The organism is Paenibacillus artemisiicola (assembly GCF_017652985.1).
GTDB classification, from domain to species: Bacteria; Bacillota; Bacilli; order Paenibacillales; family Paenibacillaceae; genus Paenibacillus_Z; species Paenibacillus_Z artemisiicola.
Genome location: NZ_JAGGDJ010000005.1, coordinates 135920 through 161555, shown reverse-complemented (window position 1 = coordinate 161555; position 25636 = coordinate 135920). Strand labels below are relative to the sequence as shown.

The following is a 25636-nucleotide window of genomic DNA, read 5'->3' as shown; positions in this document are numbered from 1 at the left end:
TTATCAAACTCCTCATATGACTCGTATGCTTATTTGCGGTTCAGCCAGCGGCCCGCGACCCGGTCGGCGAACCGCGGAAACAGGCCGTAGATCCGGATGCCGATCGCGGCCGACCGCGGCAGATCGACTTCCGGCTTTCGTTTCCGGATCACCCGGACGATCGCCGCGGCGACCTGCTCCGGCTTCAGCATGAAGCCTTTCAACCGCTCGAAATACGCTCCCGTCGGATCGGCGGCGTTCAGGAACGGCGTATCGATCGGGCCGGGATTGACAGCCGACACGGCGATGCCGAAGCCGGCCAGTTCCGGCCGGATGGCGTTCGTAAAGCCCAGCACCGCGTGCTTGGTCGCGGCATAGCCGGACGCCTTGGCCGTGCTCAGCTTGCCGGCCATGGACGCGACGTTCACGATATGCCCGCTCCCTTGGGCGCGCATGATGGGAACGGCCGCTTTCGTGCAGCGGACGATGCCCATATAATTCGTGTCCATCATCGCCTCGAATCGTTCGATGGGCGTGTCCTCGAGCGTCTCGAATACGCCGAAGCCCGCATTATTGAGCAGCACGTCGAGACGTCCGTACGCGGCCGCGATCTCGGGAAGGACAGTCCGTACGGCGCCATCGTCGGTCACGTCCATCTCGTAAACGCCGTGCGGCCCTTCGATCGTGCGAGACGTCCGTTCGAGCTTGGCCTTGCTGCGGCCGGTCAAGATCGGCACGGCGCCATGCTTGGCCAGCTGCCTGGCCGTCTCCGCGCCGATGCCGCTCGCCGCGCCGGTTATGACGATGATTTTCCCTTTCAGCACGTAGCATCACCTGTCCTTCAGTTTAGCGCAACCGGTCCGAATAGGCAAAAGGGCCGCGTCTTTCCGGACAAGAAAAAAAGCTCCCACGGGAGCTTGAAATCATGCTACGATGCAAGAAGAACCTGAATATCCAGTTCGCCGATCCCATCCATGATGAGCGGGATCGTCAGTGCTTTGGTCGCGGCGAAGCCGGCGGACTGAGCCGAATGCATGACTTTCGGCGGGGTGATGTCCACCCGCACGCCTTGATTGTACAGCATCGTGCTGGCGTTGCCGCTGATCATGTTGCCGAGCTCGGAGATCGCGCTTTTGCCCATCTCGTCCATCTCGGCGATGGCATAGCCGCCCATCATGGCGGAAACCATCTTGAGCGCTACCTGCTCGCTTAAACCGAACACGATATCGCCGTTCATTTGACCGTTGATGCCGATTTGAATCCATATGTAGTTTTCGACGAATTTGATGTCTTTGATGCCGAGCTGCCCGGTAGAAGGTCTGATTTGAATCACTTGTTCGATCACGATTTTAGCGGACTCCAAGAAGGGATTGATATATTCAGCCTTCATCTTCAGGATAGCGCCCCTTTTCGACGATTTCTTTCAAACTCATTACAAGTATACAGGAATACTTAGGCCAAGTATACTATAGCTTGCAAGATATGAAGAAATTTGTCGAACATTCGACCTAAAGATATGTTAAAGTTCCTGGTCATTCCGTAACGGTGCCATGTCGATGGACATAGGCCGAATGACCAGCCGCCCCCCGCTCAAATAACGTCTCCGCTCGTTATTCAGGTCACGAACGATTCGCAAGCAGAACGCTCCGTACCTCTAGTCCGGCAAGACAAAACTTTACAAGGATCTATCTTACTTATAGCGCAACGCTCTTGTGCGACCGTCATCCATACTTGCTCTTCCCTTTGGGGCGGTTGTATTAAGCGGCTCGCGTTCGCTTACTTAATTTTGAGGAGGTTACCCGTGCCAAACGTTTGGACCCATTTGCTATTCGGGCAGCGATGCCTGCAGGCTCTCGGCGAAGGGGCACTGATTGCCCTTCCGGAGCGCCGGCGCATGTTCAATATGGGCTGTCAAGGTCCCGATTTCCTGTTCTATCATCATTTCCTGCCTTGGCAGAAAGACCGGACGATGGGCGCCCTCGGCGGCGCCATGCACGAGCATCACTGCGGCCCGGTCCTCATGGATCTGCTCGACGCGGCGGACCGTGCGGCCTTAGAATGCGATCCGGGCAAAGACGACGCGCTCGTCTATGCGCTCGGCTTCCTCCTGCATCATTTGCTGGACCGCGTCATGCATCCGTACGTGTTCAGCCGCTCGGGCTTTCGCAAATGGGACCATCAACGCTTCGAAGTCATGATGGACACGCTCATCGTCCGCAAGCTGCTCGGGGCGGAAACCTGGAAGACGGAGGCCTGGCGGGAAATCGACAATCGCGGGGAGCTGCCCCGGGCGATCCTGGACGCCTTCGAACAAATCGCGGCCGTCCACTACCCCGAATCGGCGCCTCGCGTCCGGCGCGAGGACTGGCAGCACGCGATGCGCGACATGATCCGGGCGCAGCGGCTGTTCCACGATCCGAGCGGTATCAAGCGTTTCCTGACGTTCAAGCAAATCGATCCGTTCGTGTACAAGCGCCGGATGCCGGAGCTGGATATCCTGAATGTATCCCGGCGCCCTTGGCTGGATCCGACGGACGGACTGACGCGTTACGACGACGACGTCTGGACCCTCTGGGACCGTGCGATGGACGAGAGCGCGCAAGTCGTGTCGGCCGTACTTCAATGGCTGCGCTGCGACGAACCCGAGGCGCCGCGGATCGACGGCGCGATCGACGAGCAGACGCTGTCCAAACATCGGCTGCGCGAAGCGGCCGCCCAATTGATCGGCAACCGCTCCTACGAGACCGGGCGGGATTGCGACAGCGGCGCCTCCATCCGGTTCGAGGATCCGATCTGGGCATTATGACACCCGGTCGTTGCCGCCCGAACGGCGGTACCGCAGCCGGATCAGCCGCAGCCGATCGTATAGCAGGTCCAGCCCCTTGCCCTTTCCCTGCTCCGCGTCTTCGCCATAAACCCGGTGCAGCACGGGCCGCAGGTACCGGTCGCCCATGGACTGCAGCGCGTCCCACACGAGCTGCTGCTCCGAAGCAGGCATGCTCGCAAGCTCCTTCTCGATGAGCGGCTCCAGATCGTAGCCTTCCAAATCAAGCTTCTCGAGCCGTTCCATCAAATCCCGCCGCGGCAGCTCGATCTCCGCCTGCAGCTCCTCGATCGATTTGCCTTCCGCGATCGCGCGAAGCAGGTCGCGCTTCTCCTGCTGGCGGTCAAGCTGCGTCTTGTACTTGTTCTCCTTCTGCTTGAACACCCACTTCGTGTACACCTTCGGGTCGAGCCTGTCCGCTACCCAATCGAGCGGAAACGACGTCTCCCGTCCGAACGCGCCCGTAACGGCCAGCACCTCCGCGCCGTATGCGGCTTGCTTGGCCTCGCCCCATCCCGGGATTTGCATCAATTCTTCCGGCTGCAGCGGCACATAGGCGCTGAGCATCCACAGCATCCGGTTCGTCGCCACGAGATAAGCCGATTTCTTGATCGACGCCGCCTTGGCGCGCCGCCAGTCGCGCAGCGCGTTGAACAGCTCCGCGTTCCCGTTCATCTCCCCGTAGCATTGAATCATGGCATACTGCGCGGCGCCCGCGTCCGCGCTTCTGCGCTCCTCGAGCATGCCGTCGATCAGCGGCGCGAAGCCTTCGCCCATCCGGACCGCGACGCCATGCCGAAACGCGGTCATCATCTCTTCCCACGACCCGCCTTCGTACCACGCCGATTGGCCGCCGTCCAGCGGTCCGTCCGCATCCGTCCAAATGACCGACCAGACGCCGTTCTGTTCGCAGATCGACAGCTGCGCTTCGCGCGCGGCCCCGTCCTCTCCGCCCGATTTCTCAAACGTGTTCAAAAATACGACCTGCATGCAGGCCACCTCCGTCTCTTAGTGTCATCAAATCCGCTCCGCCCGCGCGCCGCTAGGCCGCATGAACGCAAAAAAGCACCGCTTAACGCCATACTTAATGGCGAAAAGAGGTGCTTCCTCATGTGCAACGATTCGATTGCACTCATCATAGCACAAGCGTCGCGGCGTTGGCAATAGCAAAATCGAACAATTGTTCCCCTCCGCCGTATTGCCCGGCCGCGAACGGGATGCTATGATAAACCCATCAAAGGAGGAACGCCCGATGCAGCTGCCTGATTACGATTTTATGTCGGATTCGACCGAACAAACGTCGACCCGCTTCGTGACGTTCATCACGCCGAGCCTGAAACGCTTCGATCTCGCCATCTTGACGACGAATCGCTTCTATGGCAAAAAGCTGATTACCGACCTGCAGTCCGGACGCACCGCGATCGTGGGACAGGACGATCTGGACGAGGAAGGGTACTTGGAATACGCGTACAAGCTGACCGAAGAAGAAGCGGCAGAGCTTCGCCAGTTTCTCGAGCTTGTGGTGGGAACGGTGAATTTTACCGACTGATCGGGGTACACTGAAACGGTACCACCCCAATCCGTTTCAGGAGGTAGCCGACGTGTTCGAAGAAGAAAATCGCCAAGCTTATACGGATTTCAAGACGGTCGAGTCCCAGCGCAACGATCTCGTCGCGGAGGAATTTCCCGAAGGCCCTTACGGGTCCGGCATTCAATCGGCTTCGCTCGGCAAGAGCACGCCGTGGCGGATAGACATGCGCTCCCCGAACCGGTTCGACTACGAGAACCGCGACCTGCATGAAGGCATCGACCGCGACTATCCCGGAGAAGACAGCTATCCGGACGCGCTCGACGAGCCTTGAAGTCCCGCAGCCGACTCTAAACCGTCACTACGAACATAAACATAACCGCGTTGCGCATAGCCCGCAGACAAGAAGCGCTTTACACGATGCTTCCGGCCTGCGGGCCTTTTCTATTGCCGGACGGAAATCCGGCGATCCGCCGCAGCTCGGATGTGTCATAATTTGGAGCCGGGCTGTCGCGAACGCGTAGAAATCGAACAATACCGCCTTTTCGAGGAGCGGATCATGAACAAAGACGCCCTGCGATTAGTATTGGTCATCGTCTGTCTCCTCCTTCCGGTTATGGCCTTGCTCTACGGCATCTGGGACTTCCGCCGACCGAAGACCGGACCCGTCGGGGATGGAGAACTCCATCTCTCTTTCTTTCAGCTGCTTCCGCTGTTCTCGACGTTTCTGATCGGGCTTTTGAATCTGCCTCAAGCCGTTTCCCGATATAGAGAGCACAGAGCCCGTAAACGCCGATGATACGCCGCAACGCGGGCAGCTGCATAAAACGATTGACGACCATAACTGGAAAAGATTAGAATACGGGTTCAGGAACGGGAGGTACCTCGGCAGATGCCTGCCTCTTCCGCGCCCGAAAGGAGGACTAACGTCATGAACGCTGCGACCGGAATATCGGGCTTCTCGCTCTTATCCGCGATCCCCGTGTTTTTGATCATCGTGTACGGATTAATGGCGCTGCTCGGGCTCTATGCGCTGTACCTCGTCATCAAGCTCCTGATCCGCGCGATCGAAGCGCTCGACATTCATTTGGACGAGAAGCGTAACCGAAGGCTGTAGCGGCTTTTGCGAGGAGGTGACGAAGATGCCGAACGGATCGGACGAAGAGATTTGGCGTGAATTGCGAAGGATCAACGACAGGCTGGACCGGCTCGAAGCGTCGCGCGGTTCTTCCTGGATGAAGAAGCTCGCCGCGGCGCTGCTCGGCTTCCTGGTGGTCGGCCCGCTCGCCGTCGGACTGCTCGCCTTCGCGCTGCATTGACCACGGAGGCGCGCATGCGGAAATTCCGACTGGTCTTCGACCGCCGCCGGCATCGTGCTGGCGGTCGGTCAAATCGCGTTATCCTGCTTCCCCCGCTCCCCCGGAGCGGCCGGTATCAAGGTAAAGTCCCCATCAAAGAAGGACGTCCCGCGGGACGTCCTTTTTTGTCGGTTTCCGATACGCCTTCCCGCTAGCCGATCAGCTTCAGCAGCGAGGTCAGCCGGTATTGCTCGAACATCGGATGCGCCGGGTCCTGCGGTCCGCTCCAGGCGCAGGTCTCGAGCTCGCATTCGATCGGCACTTCGACGTTGATCCGCGCCAGCGTGCGCGAAAGATGCAGCATCTCGAGGTCGGCTTCGATCTTCGCCTTGACGCTCTTGGACAAGGCGTCCAAATTGCTCAGGATGCCGTCGATCGACTCGTATTCCTGCAGCAGCTTGAGCGCGGTTTTCTCGCCGATGCCCTTGACGCCGGGATAGTTATCGCTCGTGTCGCCGGTCAGCCCCTTCATCTCGATGATCTGGAACGGCCGAACGCCCTTGTCCGTCTGCAGGAAATCGAGATCGTACACCGCGTAATTGCCGCGCCCCTTCTTCATGATGACGACGTGAATCCGCTCCGAGATGAGCTGCAGCATGTCCTGGTCGCCCGTCAGCACGTATACGTGACCGAGCTCGCTCAACCTGTTCGACAATGTGCCGATGCAGTCGTCCGCTTCGTACCCTTCCAGCCCGACGTTCGGGATGCCGAGCGCGGCCACGATGTCTTTCACCAAGGAAAATTGCGGAATGAGATCGCCCGGCGCCTCCGGCCGGTTCGCCTTGTAGCCGGCGTACATGTCCGTGCGGAACGTCTTGCTGCCCATGTCCCAGCAGCAGAGCACGTGCGTCGGCCCGAAACGGTTGACGGCGTCGAACAAATACTGCAGGAATCCGTAAACGGCGTTCGTCGGAGTGCCGTCGGCCATGCGGCGGGCATCGTACGACTGGGCGAAATACGCCCGGAACAGCAGCGCCATCCCGTCGACGATCAGAATCTTGTTTTCGTTCATCGGTTCGTCCTTCCTGTTCTATCAAAAGTTACTCTTATCATAGAATAGGATGGCCCCCGGCCGCAACGCCGATCGCCGGTTGGATGCAATTTACAAGGAATCGCCGCCGTCGGTAAGCCGGTGCGCGATTTGGGCGAAGTAGCGCGCCGAGTCCGGCCGGTCCATCCGCGCTTCCCAGGACGCCGCCCATTCCGACAGGCTCGCAAGCAGCTCTTCGATATCCGTGCGGAAGTCGAGGAACCACTGGTCGTAAATGCCCTGCATGAACGGTTCCGTACCGACGGTCCGCAGCAGCGCCCTTAACGCCGCGTATTTCGACTCGCCGTCCGTGATGAACGGAATCCGTCTGAGCTCCGCGCCGTAGATCTGCAGGTCGCATTCGATCTTCGCGTTCAGCCGGATATGGGTCCGGCTGGTGACCAGCACCGATTCGCCGCCCGGGAGCTCAAGCAGCTTCTTCAGGTAGCCGAGGTACACGCGCAGATTGCTGAGCGCCGTCAGCCGGCTGAGCTCGGGGAACAGGGCGTCGCACAGCTCTTCCCGGGTGCAGGACGGATGCATGGCCAAATACGCCATAATCGTCTTGGCATACCGCTTGTCCCAGCCGTCCAGGATCGGCACCCCGTTCAGCCGCACTTCGAACGGATGGAACAGCGCGACGTGCAGGACCGGTTCGAGCGCCTTCGCCGACTCGCGCGGGCGCATGTCCGGCGCGAGGTTTTGCATCACCGCGTGGATAATGGACGGAATATGGCTGGCCATCGTCGCCCGGGACGACTGCCGCACGTAATTCGACGCCTTCAGCACGAAGTCCCGGATCCATTGAGCCGTCAGTTCCGGCTGGTCGATAAACACGGCGTTGCTCGCGTTCGGCATGATCAGGAACGACCCTCTCGCGAAGTAACCGGCCGTGATCGACTGGAGCTGAGGCAAATAGAGCTTGTCCTGCTCTCCCGCGAGCAGCAGCGCCGGACAGGCGATTTTCCGCCGTTCGTGAATCGGGCGGTCCAGCATTTGCAGCTTGAACAGCTGAAGATAGAGCCGCTCGTCGATCCGGTCGTACGCGCGATAGATGGCTTCGAGCATCTCGTCCCCTTCCGGGAGCAGGGTCAGGAACGGTATGAATTCGCGCCGGGCGACGGTCGGCAGGCCTTGCTCCGCGATATGGCCGAGGTAGGCGTTAATGATCCGCTCTCCTTCGACGGCGGGATAGAACACCGCGAGCGAAATCAGCACGAGCGTCTTCACCGCCTCCGGATAACGGTCCGCGAAAGCGACCGCGAGCGAGCCGCCGAACGCGTGTCCCGCGATATGCAGCTCGCGAATGTCCAGGCGCGCAAGAAGGCCGCGGAGCTCGCCGCAAAGCCGGTCCCAGGTCGCGTATTCCGCTTCTCCGGCATGCACGTCGATGAACAGCACGTGGAAGCATTCGTTCAGCCGCTCCGCCATCCCGCCCCACAAGGAGCTGTTGAAGCCATTCCCGTGCAGCAGCATGATCGTTTCCGCTTCCGGTCTGCTCGCCGGCGAATGCCGGTACGCGAGCACCGGTCCCGGTTCTTTGACATCGGACAAAGCGAACACCTCCAATCGGCCGTCTGCGGCCAATTCGGTTAAAATGCGCTATTCACGGCCTCTCCGGCCATGTAACGGTTATGTAACGGTAGCTTTATTATAATTTGTGCAAGCGAGAAAGCAATTGCGGCCGCCTTCCAATGTTTGGGGCCGCGCAAGGCCCGCGGCTTCGAATTCTACCCGATTGTTCCCGAAGGAGACATGCGCGATGGCCAAGTCAAGACGGCATTGGTACGGGCAGTGGCTGAACGATCAATTGGATCTCTATTCGATCGCGGAGTCACTTGGCGACGCAGCCTGGCAGGAGGAAATCATGAACGCGCTGACACGCAAAGAAGCGGCCGTCGACCAATACATCCGGTCCGCAACCGATCCCGAATTCAAAGCGCTGCTGCTAACCATCTCCGAGAAGATCACGGAAGCGCAAACGCTCGTCGATCAAGAGCGGAGCAAAGCGGCCGATGCCAAGCATCGTCCTTAAGAGCCACGAACGGCCCTGCCATCCCGGATGGCGGGGTCTTTTTTGTTGGCGGCGATGCACGGGCCGCCATAGCCTATACGCAGGAAGACGGCGACGGGTTCCGTAAAAGGAGAACTCAGGCGCAGTATACGATGCCCGTTCGCACCCGTCAACCCGCAAAAATCCCAGCAAATCAGGCATTAATTCGCCGGAGCGGCACATTTCCTTCGCCGATATGGCGATAGGTCGGGGACGCGGATTATCGTCTTATTTTTTAACGGCCGGGAGGAAATGTGCCGGGGCACGGTGAAATCATGTTCTGCGGCTATGCTTTCGAAGTCGTTTTGCTCTACCTTGCCACTTCCGTGGCTGCGTCTGCTACCGCAAAACTTAAGTCCATGCTTTCGAAGTAGTTTTACTTTAACTTGCGTGTATTACCGCAAAACTTAAGTCCATGCTTTCGAAGTCGTTTTGCTCTACCTTGCCACTTCCGTGGCTGCGTCTGCTACCGCAAAACTTAAGTCCATGCTTTCGAAGTAGTTTTGCTTTAACTTGCGTGTATTACCGCAAAACTTAAGTCCATGCTTTCGAAGTAGTTTTGCTCTACCTTGCCACTTCCGTGGCTGCGTCTATTACCGCAAAACTTAAGTCCATGCTTTCGAAGTAGTTTTGCTCTACCTTGCCACTTCCGTGGCTGCGTCTACTACCGCAAAACTTTTAGGAGGTTCACAACATGCGAATCGCACTTATCGGAGCCGGCGCCATGGGGACCGTTCATGCCGAGGCCCACGCGCGCAATCCGCGCGCGGAGCTGGTCGGCATCGTCGACGCGCGTCCGGACGCCGCCGCCGCATTGGCCGAGCGGCTGGGCACGCGCGCGTATGCCGCGCTGGACGAGCTGCTGGCCGACGCCGAACCGGACGTCATCGATATTTGTTTGCCGACGCCCCTGCATAAGGAATACGTGCTTCGAGCCGCCGGCCTCGGCAAGCACGTCATTTGCGAGAAGCCCATCGCCGGCAATCTCGCGGATGCGCGGGCGATGATCGGCGCCTGCAAGTCGGCCGGGGTTCACCTGTACATCGGCCACGTCGTCCGCTTCTTCCCGGAGTACGCCCAAGCGCGGGAGCTGGTCCGCGCCGGCGAGATCGGCGACGTCGGCACGGTCCGGGCCGAGCGCGTCAGCTCCGCCCCGAGCGGCTATAACGGCTGGTACGCCGATTTTGCCCAATCCGGCGGCGTGCTGCTGGATCTGCTGCTGCACGACTTCGACTGGCTGCGCTGGACGTTCGGCGACGTCGAACGCGTCTACGCGCGCGGGCTGCACGCCTCCGGCGACGCGTCCGGACCGGATCACGCCTTCGCCACGCTGCGCTTCCGCAGCGGCGCCATCGGCTACGCCAACGGCTCGTGGGCGTTTCCCGAAGGCTTCGCGACCCGACTCGAGGTCGCGGGCAACGGCGGCATCCTCTCCGTCAACTCGGAGGACGCCGTCACGAACCGCACCCGGCTGGCCTCGCGGAGCGCCGACCACCCGGCCGTGCAAGTTCCGCGTAGCGCGCTGGCCGCAAGTCCGTACGACGAAGAGCTCGCGCATTTCCTTCGCTGCATCGAGGACGGCATCGCGCCCGTCGTGACCGCCGAGGACGCCTACGAAGCGCTGCGGATCAGCTTGGCCTGCCTGCATTCGGCCGCAACCGGCACCGCCGTCGAGCTGGACGGCTTCGGAAAGGAGGAGGCGTAAATGAAAGTCGGAATATTGGGCGTCGCCCACATGCACGTCTACGCCTACGTCAACGGTCTGCGCCGGCTGGGCGTGGAGATCGCCGGCGTCGCGGAGCCCGAAGAAGCCCGCGGCCGCCAAGCGGCTCATGATTTCGGGACGGGCTGGGAGCGGGACTACGAGAAGCTGCTCGCCTCGGATATCGACGCCGTCGTCGTCTGCTCCGAGAACGCCCTCCACCGCGAGATGGCGGTCGCCGCGGCGGAAGCCGGCAAGCACGTGCTGTGCGAGAAGCCGCTCGCCGATTCCCTGGAAGGCGCGGAAGCCATCGTCGCCGCGGCTCGCAAGCACGGCGTACACTTAATGACCGCGTTCCCCTGCCGGTTCCACCCGGCGGCCGCGGCGATGAAACGCGAGGTCGAAAGCGGCGCGCTCGGCCGCATCCGCGCGCTGCAAGGCACGAACCGCGGCACGATGCCGGGCGGCTGGTTCGTCGACAAGGCCAAATCCGGCGGCGGCGCCGTCATCGACCACACCGTCCACGTCGTCGACTTGATGCGCTGGATCATGCCCGGCGCGGAGATCGTCGAAGTGTACGCCGAAATCGCCACCCGCTTCCACGCGATCGAAGCCGACGACTGCGGCGCGCTCTCGTTCGCGTTCGACAACGGCGTCATCGCTTCGCTCGATCCGTCCTGGTCGCGCACGAAATCGTTTCCGACCTGGGGCGACGTTACGCTCGAGATCGTCGGCAGCGCCGGCGTATCCAAGGTCGATCTGTTCAAGCAAAACATCGTCGTCCATAAGGACGCGACAATGAAGACGTCCTGGTCGAACTGGGGCTCGGACATGGACGCCGGCCTCGTCGCCTCCTTCGTCGACAGCGTCCGAACCGGCAGCCCGGTCGCCGTCACGGGCGAGGACGGCCTCGAGGCGGTGCGCGCCGCGCTCGCCGCGTACGAATCCGCGGCGCGGCGCCAGCCGGTGAAGATCGCGCGCTAAGCGCGGTCCTTCACCCGCGCCGCACCAGCGCCCCATCCTCGCTGCACTCGCGCTGCCCCTTCTCGGCGTGAACGCGGCACCATCGTGGCGTTCACGCCGCCTGCTTGCAGACTCGCTATCCTAGCCGCGGAGTTTTCCGCGGCTTTTCGGCGTACGGCCGATGCCTGCGCAGCGGTAGGCCCGCTGCAGGCCGATGCGCCGGTGTCCGCCTGCCTCGTGCGGCTTCGGTCCCATGGGCGCGGCAATCGCGATGGTGTACACTACCAATCAGAGGCGGCAGGCAAGGGACATGGACCGCCTCGACAATTATATGGATTGGAGTGACGTTCTTGACGATTCCCAACGCGAACCTCGATGTGTCGTCGCCCGCATTCAAACGGCACGCCCACGAGCTCTATGACCGGCTTCGCGCCCAGGACCCGCTGCACGAGCTGACCATGACCGACGGCCAACGCGCCTGGCTGACCACGCGGTACGACGATGCCATTCTGGCGCTCAAGGACAACGAACGCATCACGAAAAACCTGCAGTCCCTGTCCCCGGAAGACTACGCCTCGGTCATCCCCGAGAAGGAAATGGCGCTGATCAGCAAGCAGATGCTTTCCTCCGATCCGCCGGACCATACCCGGCTCCGCGCCATCGTGTCGAAAGCCTTCACGCCGCAGATGATCGACCGGATGGAAAGCGACATCCAGCGCATCGCCGAGGACCTGATCGACCGCATCGAGCAGACGGGCAAGCTGGAGGCGATCGAAGACTTCGCGTTCCCGCTGCCCATTACCGTCATCAGCCGCATGCTGGGCATCCCCGACGACGACTACGTTCTGTTCAAGCGCTGGTCGAGCGATTTCATCGAGGCGGCCAACAACCGCGAGAAGCTGAAGACGGCCTTTCCGTCCTTGCAAGCGTTCCGCCTCTACCTCGAGGAGCTCATCGACGCCCGAAGGAAAACGCCGGGAGACGATCTCATCAGCCTGCTCATTCAGGCGCACGACGACCAGGACCGGCTGTCGGGAGACGAGCTCGTCTCCACGATCTGGCTGCTCATCGTCGCCGGACACGAGACGACGGTCAACCTGATCGGCAACGGCCTGCTCGCGCTGCTCGAAAACCCGGACCAGCTGCGTCTCTGGCGCCAGGATCCGTCGCTGACCGCGACCGCCGTCGAAGAGCTGCTGCGCTACTATAGCCCGGTCGAAATCGCTACGTCCCGCTGGGCCAGCCGCGATTTCGAATGGCATGGCAAGGACGTGCGCAAAGGCGATCTCATCCTGGTCGGCCTCGGCGCGGCCAACCGCGATCCCGCCCAATTCGACGACCCGGGCCGCCTCGACTTGAGCCGCAAGAAAAACAAACATATCGCCTTCGGCAACGGCATCCATTTCTGCCTCGGCGCGCCGCTCGCCCGCATCGAAGGGCGGATCGCGCTGACGGCGCTGCTCCGGCGGCTGCCCAACCTGCGGATCAGCCCGTCGTTCACCGGCCTGGAATGGCGGCCGGGCATCTTGATGCGCGGACTGCGGGAGCTTCCGATCGAGCTTCGCTAGCTAGGCGCATCCAATGACAAAAGGTCGACCGGGAACCATTCCGATCGACCTTTTATGTATCCGCACGGCTTCTATTCGCCGCGAATGAACGCCCCGATGCGCGCCGCCGCTTCGCGCAGGCGGGCTTCGCTTTCCACGAGCGCGATCCGCACGTACCCTTCTCCTTCGGCGCCGAACGCATCGCCCGGTATGACCGCGACGCCTGCCCGTTCGAGCATTTCCCGGGCAATTCGACGCGAATTCCACGGTTCCGCGAGCTCCCAAGCCATTTCGGGCAGTTTGGCCCATAGGAACATGGTCGCTTTCGGCCTGCCGATGTCCCAGCCCTGTTCCCCGAGCGCCTCGACGAGCACGTCCCTGCGCCGCTCGTACAACGGCCCGACCTTCGGACCGGTCCCGAGCCGATCCTCCCGGAGCGCCGCGATGCCCGCTTCCTGCACGGGCAGGAACACGCCGTAGTCGATGTTCGCCTTCAGCTCGCGCATCGCCGCGACGGCTTCGCGGTTGCCGGCGAGGAAGCCGATCCGCGCGCCCGCCAGATTGAAGCTCTTCGACAAGGAATGGAACTCCACCGCGGTATCGACGGCACCGGCGACTTGCAAAATGCTCGGCGGACGATAGCCGTCGAACGCCATTTCGGAATAGGCCAAGTCGTGCACGATCAGCACGCTATGCCGCTTGGCCGCCGCGACGGCCCGCTCGAAGAACGCGAGGTCCGCGACGGCCGAGAGCGGATTGCTCGGATAGTTCAGCAGCATGAACTTCGTCCGCTGCCATACCTCGTCCGGAATCGCGTCGAAATCCGGCAAATAGCCGTTTGCCGCCCGCAGCGGCATCAGATGCGGCTCCACGCCGGCAAGCGCCAGCCCAGCGGCGTAAACGGGGTAGCCCGGATCCGGCAGAAGCGCCACGTCGCCGGGATCGCACAGCGCCAGCGCCAGATGGCCGAGGCCGTCCTGCGACCCCATGAGCGACACCAGCTCGCGCTCCGGATCGAGCCGGACGCCGAACCGGAAGGCCAGCCATTCGGCCGCCTCCCCGAGGAACGCCGGCGTCCCCTTCGAGCCGGGATAGCCGTAGGCGTCTTCCCGGAGCGCGGCGCGGCTCAGCGACTCCCGCACGGCCGCCGAAGGCGGCAGATCCGGGCTGCCGATGCTGAGGTCGATGACGTCCAGCCCGTTCGCCGCCGCGCGGCGCTTCCGCTCCGCCACCTCCGCGAAGATCGACGAGCCGAGACGCGACAGCCGCCCGGCCCGCCATGATTTCATCGTCACGCGAATTCTCCTCCCCGTAGCCGCCGACTAACCCCAGGTCCGCTCGTAATCGTCTTCCTTGAAGCCGACGGTGACCGTGCTTCCGTCCGTGACGACGGGGCGCTTGATCAGCCGGCCGTTGGACGCGAGCAGCGCAATCTTCTCCCGCTCCGACAGTCCCGGCAGCACGTCCTTCAAGCCCATTTCCTTATAAGTCTCGCCGGACGTGTTGAAAAACTTCTTGGCTTCCAGACCGCTCTTGCGCACGAGCTCCGCCAGCACGTCCTCGGACGGCGCCGTCTCGAACAGGTTGTGATGCTCCAGTTCGTAGTCCTTGCCCTTCAGCCATTTGATCGCGCTGCGGCTCGTGCCGCATTTGGGATATTCGTAGATCGTCAATTTCTTCATCTTCTGTCCAAGTCTCCATTCGTCGAAGTAAAACCGCTGCCCGGCATCGGCCGCAAGCTCGCGAACCGACGCGGCAGCGTCGGTCATCCTTCCTCGCGCACTACGGTAGCGCGGACGATCTGCCGAACAGCCCCGACAATCTTGCGCCAAGCCGGCGCGCCGGCCCGTTACAGCCGCTCCAGCGCCGCCTCGAGCCGCCGCAAATCGTCGGGCAGCGACGCCTCGAACGACATTCGCTCCCGCGTGATGGGATGCGTGAACGCCAGCATCGCGGCATGCAGCGCCTGCCGTTCGATCGCGGATTCCAGCACGGCCGCGGACGAGGGCGCTTCCGCGGACGCGGCGCGAGCCGCCGCCGGGACCGCCGAATCGCCGGCTTCCCTCGCCGAATCCGCCTCGCCCTCCGCCTCGTCTGCCGCCCGTCCCGCATAGCCGTACAGCTTGTCCCCGATCAGGGGACAGCCAATATGCTTCATATGGACGCGGATCTGATGCGTGCGCCCCGTCTCCAGCTTCAGGTTCACCTTCGCCGCGGCGCCGCCGCCGAAGACGGCTTCCGTCTCGTAACGGGTCACGGACGGATACCCGTCCGGCCGCACGACCCGCAGATGCGGATCGGCCTCGTCGCGGTCGATCGGCTCGTCGATCGCGGCCGCCGCCTCGGCGGGCCGGCCGTACACGTACGCCCGGTACCGCTTGTCCACCTCGCCGCGCTGCAGCTGCTCCGAGAGCTGCTGGTGGACGTAAGCGGTCTTCGCGATCGCGACGAGGCCCGACGTATCCTCGTCGAGCCGGTGGATCGGCCGGAAGCGCACCCGTTCGCCGCGCTCCCGCCAGTGGTGGACGACGCCGTTGGCCAGCGTGCCCGTGTAGTGGCCGTGCGTCGGATGAACGATGACGCCCGGCGGCTTGTTCACGACGAACAGGTCGTCGTCCTCGTACACGATGTCCAGTGCCATCGGCTCCGGCAGGATGTCGTCCGATTCCTCCCGCTCCATCCGCAGCTCGAGGAGATCGCCCGCGGCCACGCGGTCGTTCGTATAGACGCGCACGCCGTTCACCGTAATGCCGTGCTCCGTCAGCTTCAGCCGCGACAGCAGCTTGCGGGAGACGCCGAGCCGGCGGTCCAGCACGGCGCGGACCGTCTTGCCGGCGTCCTCCTCCGCCACGCTTACCGCTAGCGGCGCGTAATACATCGCGTCAAGGCTCATGAATCGCGCTTGCGGAAGACTTCCGCGCTCCTGACGTATTCGGTGTCGGTCACGCCCAGCATCGCGTTGGCCGCCCGCGCCGCCGCGAAGAAATAATCCGACAGCCGGTTCAAATACACCATGACGGGCGCGGGCACTTCGACCTCGGCGCTCAGTGTCACGGCGCGCCGCTCGGCCCGGCGGCACGCCGTCCGGCAGACGTGCAGCTGCGCCGCCACATCGCTTCCGCCCGGCAAGATAAACCGCGTGATCGCCGGCGCGGCCGCGTCGTGCGCGTCGATCCAGCCCTCCAGCCGCGCGGCCGCGTCCGCCGTCAGCTTGAGCTCCCGGCCGGCCGGATCGCGGAACGCGAGGTCCGACCCGCAGTCGAACAGCTCCTGCTGAATCTCGAGCAATTCGGCCGAGAGCGCCCCCAGCCCTTCGCGCGCGGCGGCCATCGCCGCCGCCAGGCCCACGAAGCTGTTCAGCTCGTCGATCGTTCCGTATGCCTCCACCCGGACGTCGTCCTTGCGGACGCGTCCGCCTTTCACCGACGTTTGGCCGCCGTCGCCCGTTCGCGTATACAGTTTCATCGTCGTTGCATGCTCCTCTCGCATCTTGCCTTGGTCAATAGGTTACGTTCACTATAGCATACTTGCGGCCGCCCGGGCATTGCCCGCAGCCGGCCGGGCCGGGCAAGCCGCCCCCGCCGTTACACCGCCTGCCCGCCGCCGAGCGCTCCACCCGCGCGCCCGCGCCGGTACGCGGCCAGCAGCGCGAGGCTGAACAGGAACGCCGACAGCGACATGGCGGACAGCGCGACGTAGAAGCCCTGTCCCGCCAAGCGATCGTACAGCCAACCGCCCGCGTACGAGGCGACGATGCCCGAGACGCCGAAGAAGACGAGCGCCAGCACCGTCTGTCCCGTCGCCTTCCACTCGTCCGGCACGATCCGGTACAAGTATTGAATCGCCGCCGAATAGAAGATCGGGAACGTAAACACCTGCATGAGCTGCACATACGTCATGCCATGGGGATCGGTCACCCAGATCGACAGGAAGAAGCGCAGGAAATAGAAGAAGCTGGCGAAGGCGATCAGCGCCAATTCCCGGCCGCTCCGCATCCACCAGAAGCTGGCCGACGAGCTCGGAACTCCCGCCGAGCGCATGCAGATGCACGCCGAGGTACGTGTCGTTCATCCGGGACGGCACCGCCGCGACGAAGATCAGCACGAGGAACAGCAGCGTTTCCCGGTGCCCCAGGAACCGGCCGAGATCGCGCCAGCGGACCGGCTTGCCCGCCGCGGGCGCGTCGCGCAGCGTCAGGCAGACGAGGAAGGCGGCCGCGCCGAAGCCCGCGAACAGCAGCCCCAGGCTGTTCTTGCCGAAGTACAGCATGACATAGCCGACGACGAGCGACATCGCCGCGTACCCGAACGCCCCGAACGTGCGGATCGAGCCGTAGCTGACGCCCGCCGCCTGCGAGGATTGAAAGTTCAAGCTTTCCGTCAGCGGGTCCATCGGCAGCAGGAAGAAGTAGAGCAGCATCGTGAGCGCGATGAGCGCGATGAGGCTGTCCGAGGTGTAGAGGAAATACCCGGCGACGGCGGAGCACGCGATCAGCACCAGCAGGACGCCGCGAATCGTCTTGGCACGGTCGCTGACCATGCCCCACAGCGGGGACGAGAAGATCGACACGAAGCCGCCGGTCCCGACGACGACGCCGATGCGCGAAGCCGTCAGCCCTTGGGCATCCAGGTAAACGGGCAAGAACGAAATGAAAATGGCAAGCAGCGCGAAAAACAGCACGTTGTACGCGCGCAAACGGGCGGTAGCGCTCATGACGGTTCCTTTCTCGATCGCGCACATGCGGCGGGCAAAAGAAAAGAAGCCCCCGCAAGGACCTCTTCCCGGAACAGGTTCGCGCGTCCGGGTCAGCCCAACGGCGCTGCGCCCAAACCTCTGCGAAACCGCATATACTCGTTAATCTTGTTATCCAATAATCGGCTGAGGCCGATGACTTTCTCCGAACTGAACGTCGCTTCTTCCGCGTAAGACTGTTCCATTTTCATACGCAGCGCATAGATTTCGTCTTCCAACCGACGCATAGACGTTGAGGACTTCAGCTTAAGACCCGTTTTCGCACAAGTCATTGCCACCCCTCCTGTCATCAATCAATGCCATGTCACGACGCTTGTGCTCAGCGCGGGTTAAAGATTTGATAAAGATTACTCAAGTATAACAAAGTCTGGTAAAAAAGCCTATCCTTATTTATTCGCCCTTCAGCTTGCGGACGTACGTCCCGATCCGCTCGATCGCCTCCGTAATAAGGCTCACGGACGTCGCGTACGAGCAGCGCAGATGGCCTTCGCCGCCGAGTCCGAACACGTCGCCGGGCACGGCCGCGACCTTCTGGTCGTGCAGCAGCCCCGTCGCGAATTCCTCCGACGTCATGCCGAGTCCCGCGATGGACGGGAACGCGTAAAAGGCGCCCTGCGGCTCGTGGCAGTCCAGACCGATCTCGCGGAAGCCCTTCACGACGATCCGCCGGCGCTGATTGTACGCTTCCACCATCCGATCCTTCTCTTCCATGCCGTTCCGAAGCGCTTCGAGCGCCGCGACCTGCGCCATGTTCGACGCGCACATGACCGTGTACTGGTGAATCTTCAGCATCGCGGCGATGAGCTCCGGATGGCCGCAGGCGTAGCCGATCCGCCAGCCGGTCATCGCGAACGCCTTGGAGAAGCCGCTGACCAGAATCGTCCGGTCGCGCATGCCCGGCATCGCGGCGAAGCTGACGTGCTTCGCGCCGTACGTCAGCTCGGCGTAGATCTCGTCGGAAATGACGATCAGGTCGTGCTCCTCGACCACCTTGGCGATCGGCAGCCAATCCTCGCGCGTCATGATGCCGCCGGTCGGATTGCTCGGATAGCACAGGATCAGCACCTTGGACTTCGGCGTGATCGCCGCGCGCAGCGATTCGGCCGTCAGCTTGAACTGATCCTTCGCGAACGTCTCGACCCCGACCGGCACGCCGCCGCTCAGCGCCGTGATCGGGGAATACGAGATGTAGCAGGGCTCCGGCACGAGAATTTCGTCGCCCGGCGCGATGAGCGCCCGCAGCGCCAGATCGATCGCTTCGCTGCCCCCGACCGTGACGAGCACTTCGTTGCCCGGCTCGTACGCGACCTCGTACTGCCGGTGCAAGTAATGCGCGATCTCTTCGCGCAGCTCCGGCGTGCCCGCGTTGGACGTGTATTGCGTCTTGCCCATTTCCAGCGCGTACACGCAGGCTTCCCGCACGTGCCACGGCGTTACGAAGTCGGGCTCGCCGACGCCGAGCGTGATGATATCCTTGCGTCCCGCCGCCAAATCGAAAAACCGCCGGATGCCCGAAGGCTTGATGTCCCTGACCTGCGGCGACAGATACTCCTCCATCGAAGCGCGCCGCGGGCTGCTTTTCCGTTTCTCGTCGATAATCATCCCGACTTCACTCCTCACGGCGAGACGAGAAGACGGTGATCGTCCTCGTGCTCTTCGAATATGATGCCGTCCTGCTTGTATTTTTTGAGGATGAAGAACGTCTTGGTCGACAGCACGGCGTCGATCGGGGACAGCTTGTTGGACACGAAAGAAGCCACGTCCTTCAGCGTCTTGCCCTGCACCTCGACGAGCAGGTCGTACGCCCCGGACATCAAATAAACCGATTTCACCTCGGGATATAAATAAATCCGTTCCGCGATGCCCTCGAAGCCGCGGCCGCGTTCCGGCGTGATCTGCACCTCGATGAGCGCCGTCACCTTCTCGTCTTCCACCTTGCTCCAATTGACGACGGTCGCGTATTTGACGATGATATGATCCTGCTCCATTTCCGCAATGGCCGCCTTCACTTCGTCCACGGGCGCGTCGATCATCGTCGCGATCAGGTCCGCGGAGCGCCTTGCGTCTTCCTTCAGCAGCTCAAGTATCTTCCTCTTCCGTTCATTCATCGTCAAACCCTCCTGATCTTAGCTATAAAAACTATATTACAACGAATCCAAGCTTCCTGCAAAGCGGAAAAGCGCGCTGGCTCGCCCCTTTCCGGGCTTTCGGAGCGGGCGGGCGCCGCACAAAAAAAGACCCCGAAGGGTCTTTTTGGCGATCGGCTACATGTAAGGCTGGCCTTGCTGCTGCTGCATGTTCTGCGGCTGATGCATGTGCTGCTGGAAGCCCATGCCGTTTTGGCCGTAACCATGCTGCTGCAGGAACTGCTGCGTCTGCTGCGCCGTCTGCTGGTTCTGCTTCAGCTGCTTGTCGACTTCCTGGCGAAGCGCCGGGGAAGCGACGCTGTACATGTTGTTCTGCTCCATGATTTGGTACAAGTGACCCTGCATCTGCAGCGTGCTGTTCAGCAGGTTCGTGAACAGCTGGCGCACCTGCGGGCAGTTCGACTCGGTCGTCGCCGTGGCATATTCGCCGCAGACCCGCTTCAGGTCCGCCAGAACCGTATACGCCAAATCCTCGTCGGACAGCATCGGATGGGCTTGTCCTTGTTGTTGGTACATATCGTGCATCCTCCCGATCGTAGTAGGGTTGGCCGTCAGTGCGACTGCGGCTGCGTAGGGGCGAGCTGCTGGTGCTGCGCGATCGCCTGGAGCAGCATTTGGGTATGCTGCTGATGCGTCTGAATCATTTGCATGCTTGCCTGCTTCAGCGCGGCATTGCCGGCGGAAGCCGACAATACCGCGTTTTGCTTGATGAGCAGGTCTTCGTTCGACAGGGAATCCACCATATACTCCAGCTCTTTGGACGTGAGCGCCTTCATCGAGGCAATCCCTCCTTTTTCCATGGATTGTAATCCTCGGGTAGTATATCCGGCGCAGCGCGATCCTATGTAACGCTTCTTCCCCGGAGGGAAGAAAACGGTGCCTTGCGGTCGTTACGGGAGATGAACCGTCTTCACGTGGTCGAAGTGCAGATAGACGGAATTCCCGCCCGCGGTCGACAGCTCGATGATATTTTGGTCGATGCTTTTGAGCACGCCAATTTTGTTCGGATTCTCGCCGAGATCCAAAATGACGAATTCCCCGATCAGTTTGCGCAGCTGCTGGTCGAACGTGCGGGCGAGCGTGATCGGCGACGGCTTCAGCGGGAATTGCTCGGGCGTGAGCGTGTAAGGCGTGACGTTCGGATTGTACGGGATCAAGTATTTCAGGTGCTGGAGCGACACGATTACCGAATGATACACGGGCGAGTAGAAGACGAAGAAATCGTTCATGACGCTCGTCAAATAGCCGTGGATGGACTGGTTGCCGGTAATGTAAATCTCGGAAAACATGCCCTTCGCGTTCATGAGCACCTTGCGGTAGGAGATGGGATCGTTCTGCGGCTCGAAGGGCAGGTCCGGCACTTCGATTTCTTGCGTATCGGCGGCTTTGGACATGCGGAGCTGCTGCACGTGGATGAGCGGAATGTAAAGGAACTGCGTGCCGTTATGAATAACGAGTATGTCTTGGCCCATATCGATCAGCTTGCCTTGAATCGTAATCGACTTGCCGGAAATGTCCAGCTCGACGTAACGGTCCAACAAAGGGTGACGATGTTTCAACGAAATCGACCTCCTTTCATCCGGTTATTTGCGTTCAGGCATCGTAAGACTGAGCAGACTGGCCAGCTGCATGGCGGGAGAAAGAAGAAGGAAGCGGTCAGCGGCAACGTCCCGGCCGTCGATAACATATACGCTGTTCATGAAGGTTTGACATGATCGCCGGCAGCCTGCCGAAGGTGCGCAATCACATAGATACCGAACGCAAACAAGAGGATATGCCAGGGAGTCTTCGCCTTTCGGTCTCCCGCTATGAAGCGGTTCGCGGCCGTGCGGCGCCGATAAGGGCCGCGCCGGTCGCGGGAAATCCAGTCAGCCGGCACCCCGGGGCCGGATCCGTTCGGAACCCGGCCCGGGCCGCCGCCGGAAGGGGAAGCCGCGCGCGCCGCCGCTTAACGCAAGCGCTGGCGGGACGCATCGCGGCTGCCGTCCGTCTTATTTGCCGCGCAAAGAACCGGACCGGAGGCTCGAGGTTTTGCCGCTTTTCTTGCTCTTGTTGTTGCTGCGGCTGCTCGCGTTGCGGTTGTTGGCGCCGCCGGAGGAGCTGTTGCGGTTGCCGCCGGACGAGGAGTTGTTGTTCTTGCCGGATTTGTTGTTGTTGTTATTGTTGTTATTGTTGTTGCCGCTGCTTCCTTTGCTTCCTTGGCTTCCGCGGCTTGCGTAGATGCCGGCCGTTTTAACCGTTTTGATGTGGTACAGCGGAATTTGCACCAATTCCGGTCCGACGACGAGCAGCAGGGCGTTGTTGCCGACGTCCGAGATGAAGCCTTCGATTTTTTCCGGGCCGCCCCAGTTGACTTGGACGAATTTCTGTCTCAGCGCGCGCAGTACGCCGACGAAGCTGCCGGCCATGATGTATGGGCGCGAGCCGCCGCGGGAGCCTTGGGAGCCGCGGGAGCCTTTGGAGCCCGGAAGGTCCGTCACGCTTTTCACATGGCTGGTGTTGACGTAGACGAGGCCGCCCGTGGCTTTCAGCACGAGGTAGCCGGTTTGCACGCCGAGCAGCTTGCCTTCGAGCGATTCCGGACCGCCGCGGTTGATGCGGACGTTCATGCCGACTTGGTTGGCCAAGAAGGTGTTGCCGCCGCTGTGGTGGCTTTTGTGGCTCTTGTGATCCTTGTGGTCGCAGCAGTGGTTGCCTTGGTTGCCCATGCCCATGCCTTGGTTGCCGAGCATGCCGTACGGTTTGTAGCTGATCGCTTCGTTGCCCATGTTGCCCATGTTACCCATGTTACCCCAGTAGTTCATACCAAAATCCCTCCGCATAAATAGATTCTAACCTGCCCCATGAGAGACCAAAGGGTGCAAACACGATCCGATACCTGCTTACGAAATAACGGTTCATTTTACTCGCTTCGGCATTCATCCCTCCATTGCTTGCCCCTGTGAAATCTATCATGGGAGACAATTTATAATGCATTTATATGTATCCGGTATCCATAGGGTACTAGATTGATATCTATTTCTTCCAAGTTTGGTCGATGACCCGGAGCGATTGATAGATTCGCAACATAGCTTGTATTGAATCTATGAAAAGGAGATGACGCAGTATGGCAATGCAAACGAAACGTGCCGGCATGAGCGGTCGGAACGGCAATCAAGGCAACCAAGGCACGCAAGGTTCCCGAGGTGAAGATACGCGAGGATCTCAAGGCTCCAAAGGTTCCCGCGGCGAAGGCACGCGAGGATCGCAAGGCTCCAAAGGTTCCCGCGGCGAAGGCACGCGCGGATCGCAAGGCTCCAAGGGTTCCCGCGGCGAAGGCACGCGAGGATCGCAAGGCTCCAAGGGTTCCCGCGGCGAAGGCACGCGCGGATCGCAAGGCTCCAAGGGTTCCCGCGGCGAAGGTACGCGCGGCTCCAAAGGCTCCAAGGGTTCCCGCGGCGAAGGTACGCGCGGATCGCAAGGCTCCAAGGGTTCCCGCGGCGAAGGCACGCGCGGATCGCAAGGCTCCAAGGGTTCCCGCGGCGAAGGCACGCGCGGCTCCCAAGGCTCGTAAGGTACGCGCGGTTCCCAAGGCTCCCGCGGCAGCTCCCGCGGACACCACAGCGGCTGGGGCGGCAAATAAGGAGTGACCGATAGACGATCGCCCGCATAGTGTAAATAAGCTGAAGCCTATCGAATGCGGTAGGCTTTATCTTTTGCCTAAGGAGATGGTCGAATGTCCGGGGAAGGGCTGCCTACTCGCAAAATCACGATTGACGAAGCCGACCTGCGGCGTCTTCAGGCGGACGTCTGGAGCAATGAATTCGCGCCGGTGAAGCTGGAGATGGACGGCGTGGCGATGGACGCGCGGCTGCGCTTTCGGGGAGGCCACACGCGGAACTATCCGAAGAAGTCCTACGAGATCCATTACGGCGATAACGGAATCCTTCATTGGAACGCCGAGTTCGACGATCCGTCCATGATCCGCAACGCCCTGTCGTTTCATTTCTTCGAAATGATGGGGCTGCCGGCGCCGCGCACGCAGCATATGTGGCTCGAGTGGAACGGCTATCCGCACGGGGTCTATCTGGAGATCGAATCGGTCGACCGGACGTTCTTCCGCAAACGGAAGCTCGGCTCGCGGGCGCTCGTCTACGCGGTCAACGACAAGGCCAACTTCAGCCTGATCGACCCCGACACGGAAGGCGCCAAGGAGTCGCTGCTCGACGGCTATCGCGTGATGCACGGGAACGTCGCGCGGACCGAGAAGCGGCTGACCCGCTTCGTGCGCGGCATCAATCGGCTTCCGCGGCGGTCGCTGAAGACGTTTCTCGCCAAGCGGCTGGACGTGAGCGTCTACCTAAAATGGCTCGCCGGCGCCGTGCTGACGGGGAATTACGACGGCTTCGATCAGAACTACGCGCTCTACGAACATTACTCGACGGGGAAATACCGGATTATTCCATGGGACTACGAGGGGACCTGGGGACGGAACTGTTACGGCCGGCTGTGCGGCAGCGACCTCGTGGACGTGAAGGGCTATAACGCGCTGACCCGCAAAGTGCTGTCGTACAAAGACTGCCGGCGCGCCTATCGGAAGCTATTGAAGAAGATGCTCGAAACGAAATTCACGCTGAACGCGATCGAACCCGTCATCGCGGAGATGTATGAGCGGCTTACGCCCGCCATCCGCGACGATTTCACGCGAAAATGGCCCTTCCGCTCGTTCGAGGCGGAGCCGGAATTGTTTCGCAGCTACATCGAAGAGCGGAGGGCCATTATTTACGATACGTTGAACGCGTGGAAGGATTGAACGCGGCGAGCGGCCGAATCTCGGACATTCGGCACGGCGTTCAAAACAACCCCATGCTCAAATACCGCTCGCCGCTGTCCGGCGCGATGCACAGCACGCGGCCGTCCGGTCCGATTCGGCGCGCCTGTTCCATGGCGGCCCAAACGGCCGCGCCGGACGACGGCCCGAGAAGCAGACCCTCTTCCCGGGCGAGCCGGCGCATCGTCCCGACCGCGTCGTCGTCCGCGACCTGCACGATCTCGTCGTACACGGACGTATTTAGGATGCGCGGCACGAAGCCGGGGCTCGTGCCGACCAGCTTATGCGGTCCCGGCTTGCCGCCCGACAGAACGGGCGAGCCCTGCGGCTCCACGACCGCGACGTACAAGCCCGGGAGGGCCGCCTTGAGCGTCTCGCCCGTACCCGTAATGGTGCCGCCGGTACCGGCGGTCGCGACGAAGACGTCCAGCCGGCCATCCGTCTGGCGGAGAATCTCCTGCGCCGTCGTGACGCGGTGAATATCGGGATTCGCCGCGTTCTCGAATTGATTCGGGATGTAGCTGCCCGGCCGTTCCGCCTGCAGCTCCAACGCCCGCTTGATCGCGCCGGGCATCCGCTCCGCCGCGGGCGTCAGCACGACGTCGGCGCCGTACGCCTTCAGCAGGCCGATCCGCTCCTTCGTCATGTTGTCGGGCATGACCAGGATGAGGCGGTAACCCTTCGCCGCCGCGTTCATCGCGAGCCCGATGCCGGTGTTGCCGCTCGTCGGCTCGATAATGGTCGCCCCGGGCTTCAATAGGCCTTGGCGTTCGGCGGCAGCGATCAACGCGAACGCCGCCCGGTCCTTCACGCTGCCGCTCGGATTGAAGCGCTCCAGCTTCACCAGCACCTCCGCGGCGCCTGGTTCCCTCATTCGGCGCAAGGCCACGACCGGTGTTTCCCCGATCAGCTCCGTCACGTCGTTTACGATCCGAGGCATCGT

28 protein-coding genes and 1 pseudogene are annotated in these 25636 nt (G+C 61.8%); 10 read left to right on the top strand and 19 right to left on the bottom strand.

Going from position 1 to position 25636, the window contains the following annotated elements:
• Window positions 1-29 precede the first annotated feature (29 nt).
• Window positions 30-803: an SDR family NAD(P)-dependent oxidoreductase gene (locus I8J29_RS10940; RefSeq protein ID WP_208847647.1), complete on the bottom strand. Its 774-nt coding sequence runs from the start codon at window positions 801-803 to the stop codon at window positions 30-32.
• Window positions 804-907: 104 nt separating this feature from the next.
• Complete coding sequence (locus I8J29_RS10935; RefSeq protein ID WP_090641379.1) at window positions 908-1369, bottom strand: chemotaxis protein CheX; 462 nt, start codon at window positions 1367-1369, stop codon at window positions 908-910.
• Window positions 1370-1780: 411 nt separating this feature from the next.
• Between I8J29_RS10935 and I8J29_RS10930 the strand changes: the two genes are divergently transcribed.
• Window positions 1781-2785 (top strand): zinc dependent phospholipase C family protein, encoded by a 1005-nt coding sequence (locus I8J29_RS10930; protein ID WP_208847646.1) that lies wholly within the window; start codon window positions 1781-1783, stop codon window positions 2783-2785.
• Here the strand turns inward: I8J29_RS10930 and I8J29_RS10925 are convergent.
• Complete coding sequence (locus I8J29_RS10925; protein ID WP_208847645.1) at window positions 2780-3793, bottom strand: HRDC domain-containing protein; 1014 nt, start codon at window positions 3791-3793, stop codon at window positions 2780-2782. The two genes, I8J29_RS10930 and I8J29_RS10925, sit on opposite strands and share 6 nt — an antisense overlap.
• A 262-nt stretch (window positions 3794-4055) precedes the next feature.
• Between I8J29_RS10925 and I8J29_RS10920 the strand changes: the two genes are divergently transcribed.
• From I8J29_RS10920 to I8J29_RS10905, 4 genes are all read left to right on the top strand, one after another.
• Window positions 4056-4352, top strand: coding sequence for a DUF3055 domain-containing protein (locus I8J29_RS10920; RefSeq protein WP_208847644.1), 297 nt, complete (start codon window positions 4056-4058; stop codon window positions 4350-4352).
• A gap of 52 nt (window positions 4353-4404) precedes the next feature.
• Complete coding sequence (locus I8J29_RS10915; protein ID WP_256252759.1) at window positions 4405-4665, top strand: hypothetical protein; 261 nt, start codon at window positions 4405-4407, stop codon at window positions 4663-4665.
• A 597-nt stretch (window positions 4666-5262) separates the two neighbouring features.
• On the top strand, window positions 5263-5448 hold the full coding sequence (locus I8J29_RS10910) for a hypothetical protein (RefSeq protein ID WP_208847643.1): 186 nt from the start codon (window positions 5263-5265) through the stop codon (window positions 5446-5448).
• A gap of 25 nt (window positions 5449-5473) precedes the next feature.
• The gene (locus tag I8J29_RS10905) at window positions 5474-5650 is read left to right on the top strand and encodes a hypothetical protein (protein ID WP_208847642.1); all 177 of its coding nucleotides are present in this window, start codon (window positions 5474-5476) and stop codon (window positions 5648-5650) included.
• A gap of 190 nt (window positions 5651-5840) precedes the next feature.
• Here the strand turns inward: I8J29_RS10905 and I8J29_RS10900 are convergent, their stop codons facing one another.
• The gene (locus tag I8J29_RS10900; protein ID WP_090641371.1) at window positions 5841-6701 is read right to left on the bottom strand and encodes a 5'-3' exonuclease; all 861 of its coding nucleotides are present in this window, start codon (window positions 6699-6701) and stop codon (window positions 5841-5843) included.
• Between the two features lie 90 nt (window positions 6702-6791).
• The gene (locus I8J29_RS10895; protein ID WP_208847641.1) at window positions 6792-8273 is read right to left on the bottom strand and encodes an alpha/beta fold hydrolase; all 1482 of its coding nucleotides are present in this window, start codon (window positions 8271-8273) and stop codon (window positions 6792-6794) included.
• 208 nt (window positions 8274-8481) lie between these two features.
• Here I8J29_RS10895 and I8J29_RS10890 point away from each other — a divergent pair, with 208 nt between their 5' ends.
• The 4 genes from I8J29_RS10890 (at window position 8482) to I8J29_RS10875 (ending at window position 13005) form a co-directional block, all read left to right on the top strand.
• Complete coding sequence (locus I8J29_RS10890; RefSeq protein ID WP_208847640.1) at window positions 8482-8754, top strand: hypothetical protein; 273 nt, start codon at window positions 8482-8484, stop codon at window positions 8752-8754.
• Window positions 8755-9466: 712 nt separating this feature from the next.
• Window positions 9467-10477, top strand: coding sequence for a Gfo/Idh/MocA family protein (locus I8J29_RS10885; RefSeq protein ID WP_208847639.1), 1011 nt, complete (start codon window positions 9467-9469; stop codon window positions 10475-10477).
• Window positions 10478-11458, top strand: coding sequence for a Gfo/Idh/MocA family protein (locus I8J29_RS10880; protein WP_208847638.1), 981 nt, complete (start codon window positions 10478-10480; stop codon window positions 11456-11458).
• A gap of 329 nt (window positions 11459-11787) precedes the next feature.
• Window positions 11788-13005, top strand: coding sequence for a cytochrome P450 family protein (locus I8J29_RS10875; protein ID WP_240546089.1), 1218 nt, complete (start codon window positions 11788-11790; stop codon window positions 13003-13005).
• 71 nt (window positions 13006-13076) lie between these two features.
• On the opposite strand, the gene I8J29_RS10870 is transcribed toward I8J29_RS10875, so the two are convergent.
• The 13 genes and pseudogenes from I8J29_RS10870 to I8J29_RS10815 all read right to left on the bottom strand — a co-directional run bounded on the left by I8J29_RS10870 (window position 13077) and on the right by I8J29_RS10815 (window position 22687).
• On the bottom strand, window positions 13077-14273 hold the full coding sequence (locus tag I8J29_RS10870; protein WP_208847779.1) for an aminotransferase class I/II-fold pyridoxal phosphate-dependent enzyme: 1197 nt from the start codon (window positions 14271-14273) through the stop codon (window positions 13077-13079).
• Window positions 14274-14306: 33 nt separating this feature from the next.
• Window positions 14307-14666, bottom strand: a complete 360-nt coding sequence (locus tag I8J29_RS10865; protein ID WP_090641362.1) for a Spx/MgsR family RNA polymerase-binding regulatory protein — start codon at window positions 14664-14666, stop codon at window positions 14307-14309.
• Window positions 14667-14833: 167 nt separating this feature from the next.
• The gene (locus I8J29_RS10860) at window positions 14834-15877 is read right to left on the bottom strand and encodes an RluA family pseudouridine synthase (RefSeq protein WP_208847637.1); all 1044 of its coding nucleotides are present in this window, start codon (window positions 15875-15877) and stop codon (window positions 14834-14836) included.
• On the bottom strand, window positions 15874-16449 hold the full coding sequence (locus I8J29_RS10855) for a cob(I)yrinic acid a,c-diamide adenosyltransferase (RefSeq protein WP_208847636.1): 576 nt from the start codon (window positions 16447-16449) through the stop codon (window positions 15874-15876). The genes I8J29_RS10860 and I8J29_RS10855 overlap by 4 nt, the downstream gene beginning before the upstream one ends.
• A 119-nt stretch (window positions 16450-16568) precedes the next feature.
• Window positions 16569-17024, bottom strand: coding sequence for an MFS transporter (locus I8J29_RS33745; RefSeq protein WP_240546119.1), 456 nt, complete (start codon window positions 17022-17024; stop codon window positions 16569-16571).
• Between the two features lie 19 nt (window positions 17025-17043).
• Window positions 17044-17697: pseudogene (locus I8J29_RS33740) on the bottom strand (MFS transporter); the annotation flags it as partial.
• A 92-nt stretch (window positions 17698-17789) separates the two neighbouring features.
• Window positions 17790-17921, bottom strand: coding sequence for an aspartyl-phosphate phosphatase Spo0E family protein (locus I8J29_RS33735; protein ID WP_240546106.1), 132 nt, complete (start codon window positions 17919-17921; stop codon window positions 17790-17792).
• Between the two features lie 205 nt (window positions 17922-18126).
• Window positions 18127-19338, bottom strand: coding sequence for an aminotransferase class I/II-fold pyridoxal phosphate-dependent enzyme (locus tag I8J29_RS10840; protein ID WP_208847635.1), 1212 nt, complete (start codon window positions 19336-19338; stop codon window positions 18127-18129).
• 14 nt (window positions 19339-19352) lie between these two features.
• Window positions 19353-19844 (bottom strand): Lrp/AsnC family transcriptional regulator, encoded by a 492-nt coding sequence (locus tag I8J29_RS10835; protein ID WP_208847634.1) that lies wholly within the window; start codon window positions 19842-19844, stop codon window positions 19353-19355.
• 156 nt (window positions 19845-20000) lie between these two features.
• Window positions 20001-20399, bottom strand: coding sequence for a spore coat protein (locus I8J29_RS10830; protein ID WP_208847633.1), 399 nt, complete (start codon window positions 20397-20399; stop codon window positions 20001-20003).
• A gap of 35 nt (window positions 20400-20434) precedes the next feature.
• Window positions 20435-20659, bottom strand: a complete 225-nt coding sequence (locus I8J29_RS10825; RefSeq protein ID WP_240546088.1) for a hypothetical protein — start codon at window positions 20657-20659, stop codon at window positions 20435-20437.
• A gap of 114 nt (window positions 20660-20773) precedes the next feature.
• The gene (locus tag I8J29_RS10820; protein WP_208847631.1) at window positions 20774-21442 is read right to left on the bottom strand and encodes a DUF2642 domain-containing protein; all 669 of its coding nucleotides are present in this window, start codon (window positions 21440-21442) and stop codon (window positions 20774-20776) included.
• A gap of 432 nt (window positions 21443-21874) precedes the next feature.
• Complete coding sequence (locus I8J29_RS10815; protein ID WP_208847630.1) at window positions 21875-22687, bottom strand: hypothetical protein; 813 nt, start codon at window positions 22685-22687, stop codon at window positions 21875-21877.
• A 911-nt stretch (window positions 22688-23598) separates the two neighbouring features.
• Here I8J29_RS10815 and I8J29_RS10810 point away from each other — a divergent pair.
• Window positions 23599-24675, top strand: coding sequence for a CotH kinase family protein (locus I8J29_RS10810; protein ID WP_208847629.1), 1077 nt, complete (start codon window positions 23599-23601; stop codon window positions 24673-24675).
• Window positions 24676-24715: 40 nt separating this feature from the next.
• Here the strand turns inward: I8J29_RS10810 and cysK are convergent, their stop codons facing one another.
• A complete protein-coding gene (cysK, locus tag I8J29_RS10805) occupies window positions 24716-25633 on the bottom strand; it encodes a cysteine synthase A (protein ID WP_208847628.1) in 918 nt (305 codons plus the stop codon).
• Window positions 25634-25636 lie beyond the last annotated feature (3 nt).